Here is a 3,319-nt window from a genome sequence, read left to right as displayed (position 1 = left end):
AGACACCCAGTTCCTAATTCAGATCAGAGGCTTAGGCCACTCCCGCTAACCCTTTAGGACCGGTCCGGTGAATACGACGGGCTAGACATCGTCGTGCGGCGTGAGCTTGGCGATCAGCGACCGGACGGTGCCGAACAGCATGGTGACCATGGCGACTAGTCCGGCACTGAGGACCACCACGATCCAGTACAGAACCTTGTAAAGCATCGGAAACCAGTTTTCCGGCACGTCGTCGAATTCGCCGATCGGCATCGTCATAAGCAGCAGCATGACGACGGCACCGCCCAGGAGGACCGTCGACATCACCGCAATGCGGTAGATCTGCCTGTACATCCGGAGGTCGAACTCCGCATCGGCGCGCCTCACCAGACCGAGCAAGGTCAGCATCAGGGCCAGCGTCGTGGCCGCGCTTCCGGCAATGGCACTGCCGAGATAAAGTGCCGGGCTGGATAGCGCCGAGATCATGTCCCGCGCTTCGAGCGAGGAATAAATCGCACCTGAAGCGAAGTGTCCTGCCAGCCCGACAAGCAGGATGATGCCAGCTGAACTGGTGGTCAGCGCGGTGAGTTTCATGACGCGTCTCCAGCCTTGTTTGTGGGCTGCTTGCGTCCGCCTTTTTCCGGACCGAGATAGCGATACACGCCCCACAGATTGATCAGCAGCAGGGCGATATTCTGCCAGCCGATCCCTTCGGCATCGTCGCTGAGGAAGCCCCAGGCAGTCAGCGCCAGCGAAGACGTGACGAAGAGCACGAAGGCCCATCCCGTCACCCACGAGCTGACATTCGTCGCCACGACCAGCGCTGCAACCACGGCGGCGATGGCGCCGTACCACTCGAGGAAATCCAACACCATTTCAGCCGCTCACATCGTAATCGATCGGTTTGAACGTGCCGCCGTTCGAAGCATAAGCCGCGCACGCGGTGAGCCCGATCACGAGGTCCATCTCGGCCCGGAATCGGGTGAAGGTGCCCGGCGGAGACTGCGGCGGATCGACCGAAAGCACGCCGTCGCCGGCGACCGGTACGTTCATGAATACGTTGAAGGCGGTGGGTATGTCGTCGGGACCGATGCCATATGGCTCCAGCGCTTCGGCCAGATTTCCGAAACAGCCGCGATGGACCGGCTTGTCCGGGTAGAAGTGGCGGAACGTATCCTTCGAACAGGGCGTAAGGAGGAAATCGTGCGCGGGCGCGGTATCTTCCAGAATGGTGAGCATGGGGTTCGACCGGTTCGACCAAAGCCGCGCGCCGGTGGTCAGCATGATCCTTTCTTCGTAGTCGAACGTCCTCCCGTTGGAGAGGATCTCCGCCGGATCGGCCCGCGACACGGCCAACAGGTCGCTAACTTGCCCGCCCTCGGGATCGGTCACGGTCAGCACCTGCCCTTTCGACAATTCGAAAGCGGTCCCGGTGCGCGGTTCGATGCGGGTCATTTGCCGCTCCTCGGGTCGGAAAAGGGGCAGCGCCAGTCATCGCCGACGACGCGCCCGCTGTACTGCCGCGCCTCGCTCGTCGTGCCGTGCCGCGAAAGCATGGGGTTGATGGATCCGTCCAGCGCCATATCGCGCTTCAGGATCGTCTCGCGCATGCGCTCGTATCTTTGCGAAGCGCGCAAGGCCTCGAACTGGTCGTGCAGATTGAAAACAAGGGTCGGATGCGGAATTCGCCGTGCGGCACGCGACGCGTTGGGATGCATGCCGACCACGAAATAGGCCTCGCCGCCGAAGCTCAGAGAGAAATGGGGATCGCTCGGATCGCTGCTGACGTGCGGGTCGTAGTCCAGCCCGCGCCAATCGTCCTTGGCAGCAAGCGAATTCAGCCGCTCCCACATCGCTTTCTCGAACGCCGCCTCATCCAGATCGTCGGGTCCGGAAAACACGACGGCTAGGCTGCGCAGACCGTCTGGGTTGCTGGCGTAATCTTCGCTCCAGTCGAGCAAGGCGTCATGGATTTCGAGATCGTTCCATGCGCTGGTCAGCGAACGGGCGGAGAGCACCTTAAGCCTGCCGGTCGCCAGAGCCGACTTCGCGCCGACACAGGGGAAGCCGTCCTCGGCAATATGCGCCCGCAGGACATCGGCCAGCGAACCCTCGCCATCGGTTGCATCAGCGCCGTTGTCGATGTCGATCTCTCCCATCATGATCGTACAGACGTTCGGGCAGGGAAAACGTTGCTGCGATCTAACATCGATCATGCGGAAAGCGCGTACGCATCACGGTAAGGGCATCGCTCCCTACTCGGAGACATGTATTGGCTATCGCGAAATTCAGGCGCTTTCAGGTTTATGGCCAGCGGTGCAGCGGCACCAACGCCCTGATCAAATTGCTCGAACGGAATCTCGAAGAGCTGGAGTTTACCGAAGACTTCGGCTTCAAGCACTGGCTCGTCCCTGAAGAGGTCGAGATTCCCGACGATGTTTTTGTCATCGTGATCGCGCGGCAGGCCGACCAGTGGTTGCGCAGCCTGCACGCCAAGCCATGGCATGCGCATCCGGACCTCAAGGAGATGGACTTCGGCGAGTTCATTCGGGCCGAATGGCGCAGTGTGTGGGATGAGGAATTCTGGGGTATCGACAGGGCACATCCCAAGTTCGGACAGCCGATCGAGGGAGAGCTTTGCCCGCAAACCGGATCGCCATTTCCCAATGCCATCGCCATGCGCACCGCCAAGTTGCGCAACTGGTCAGACGTGGCATCACGTGCGACCGGGTATGCACTGGTATCGCATTCCGAGCTTGTTACTCGGCCGGAAAGACTGATCGAACGATTAGCTGCAGCGACCAAATTGGAAAAGCGCAAAGAATTCGTACCTGTGACCAGCTACAAGGGCCAGAACTCGAAAATATTTGTTCCAACAGAATACTCACCCGTCCAACCCGCCGATGCTGCGTTCATCAGACGCTACCTCGATCAGGCAGTTGAAGGTCATTTCGCCTTAAGCCCTCTAACAAGCGCAACGGCAGCTTGCGGGTAACGCCCTAGCGACCTTTTATGGCGGAGATGAGGGCGCAAAGCGGAAGCACGGTTGCAGAGCCGAGAGCGTCCGAATGACCGGCGCCTGCAGGTTAAACTTCCCGCGGCGTCACCGATTGCGGAGATTATTCCTAACTGAAGCCATTGGACATACTGCGCATGTCGCAAGGTTTTATCGGGCTACGCCCTTTTGAAAAAACCCACGACGGCGTCAGCGCAAAAATGCTCGGTTGCGCGGAAGCGAAGGTCAAGCTTCAACAGCGCTTAGCCCGTCCTATTCATGAGGCTACCGCTTCGTGTTGTTCGGACGGCGATGTGGCGGTGCCTGATTGATCAAGGCGCACGC

The 3,319-nt window shown here is 59.9% G+C and carries 6 protein-coding genes; 2 read left to right on the top strand and 4 right to left on the bottom strand.

What is annotated here, in order from left to right; translation table 11 throughout:
• Positions 1-81: 81 nt before the first annotated feature.
• The 4 genes from K4G67_RS17360 to gntA are packed head-to-tail and all read right to left on the bottom strand — an operon-like array spanning position 82 to position 2,141.
• Positions 82-573 (bottom strand): hypothetical protein, encoded by a 492-nt coding sequence (locus K4G67_RS17360; RefSeq protein WP_239807495.1) that lies wholly within the window; start codon positions 571-573, stop codon positions 82-84.
• Positions 570-854 carry a hypothetical protein gene (locus K4G67_RS17355; protein WP_239807494.1) on the bottom strand — a complete coding sequence of 95 codons (285 nt, stop codon included), beginning with the start codon at positions 852-854 and terminating at the stop codon, positions 570-572. Before K4G67_RS17355 ends, K4G67_RS17360 begins: the two co-directional genes overlap by 4 nt.
• A gap of 1 nt (position 855) precedes the next feature.
• Positions 856-1,434 (bottom strand): DUF1989 domain-containing protein, encoded by a 579-nt coding sequence (locus K4G67_RS17350; RefSeq protein ID WP_239807493.1) that lies wholly within the window; start codon positions 1,432-1,434, stop codon positions 856-858.
• Positions 1,431-2,141 carry a guanitoxin biosynthesis heme-dependent pre-guanitoxin N-hydroxylase GntA gene (gntA, locus tag K4G67_RS17345; RefSeq protein WP_239807492.1) on the bottom strand — a complete coding sequence of 237 codons (711 nt, stop codon included), beginning with the start codon at positions 2,139-2,141 and terminating at the stop codon, positions 1,431-1,433. Before gntA ends, K4G67_RS17350 begins: the two co-directional genes overlap by 4 nt.
• Before the next feature lie 110 nt (positions 2,142-2,251).
• Here gntA and K4G67_RS17340 point away from each other — a divergent pair, with 110 nt between their 5' ends.
• Together K4G67_RS17340 and K4G67_RS17335 are read left to right on the top strand one after the other, a co-directional pair.
• Complete coding sequence (locus K4G67_RS17340; protein ID WP_239807491.1) at positions 2,252-2,974, top strand: hypothetical protein; 723 nt, start codon at positions 2,252-2,254, stop codon at positions 2,972-2,974.
• Positions 2,975-3,117: 143 nt separating this feature from the next.
• Positions 3,118-3,306 carry a hypothetical protein gene (locus tag K4G67_RS17335; protein ID WP_239807490.1) on the top strand — a complete coding sequence of 63 codons (189 nt, stop codon included), beginning with the start codon at positions 3,118-3,120 and terminating at the stop codon, positions 3,304-3,306.
• The last annotated feature ends 13 nt before the right edge of the window (positions 3,307-3,319 follow it).

It is taken from the genome of Croceicoccus hydrothermalis (genome assembly GCF_022378335.1).
GTDB classification, from domain to species: Bacteria; Pseudomonadota; Alphaproteobacteria; order Sphingomonadales; family Sphingomonadaceae; genus Croceicoccus; species Croceicoccus hydrothermalis.
This window is presented reverse-complemented; position numbering and strand designations above follow the sequence as displayed.

Bases quoted from the DNA above. Each gene is read 5' to 3' on its own strand.
- K4G67_RS17360 (WP_239807495.1), bottom strand. From the start codon at position 573: ATGAAACTCACCGCGCTGACCACCAGTTCAGCTGGCATCATCCTGCTT.
- K4G67_RS17355 (WP_239807494.1), bottom strand. From the start codon at position 854: ATGGTGTTGGATTTCCTCGAGTGGTACGGCGCCATCGCCGCCGTGGTT.
- K4G67_RS17350 (WP_239807493.1), bottom strand. From the start codon at position 1,434: ATGACCCGCATCGAACCGCGCACCGGGACCGCTTTCGAATTGTCGAAA.
- gntA (WP_239807492.1), bottom strand. From the start codon at position 2,141: ATGATGGGAGAGATCGACATCGACAACGGCGCTGATGCAACCGATGGC.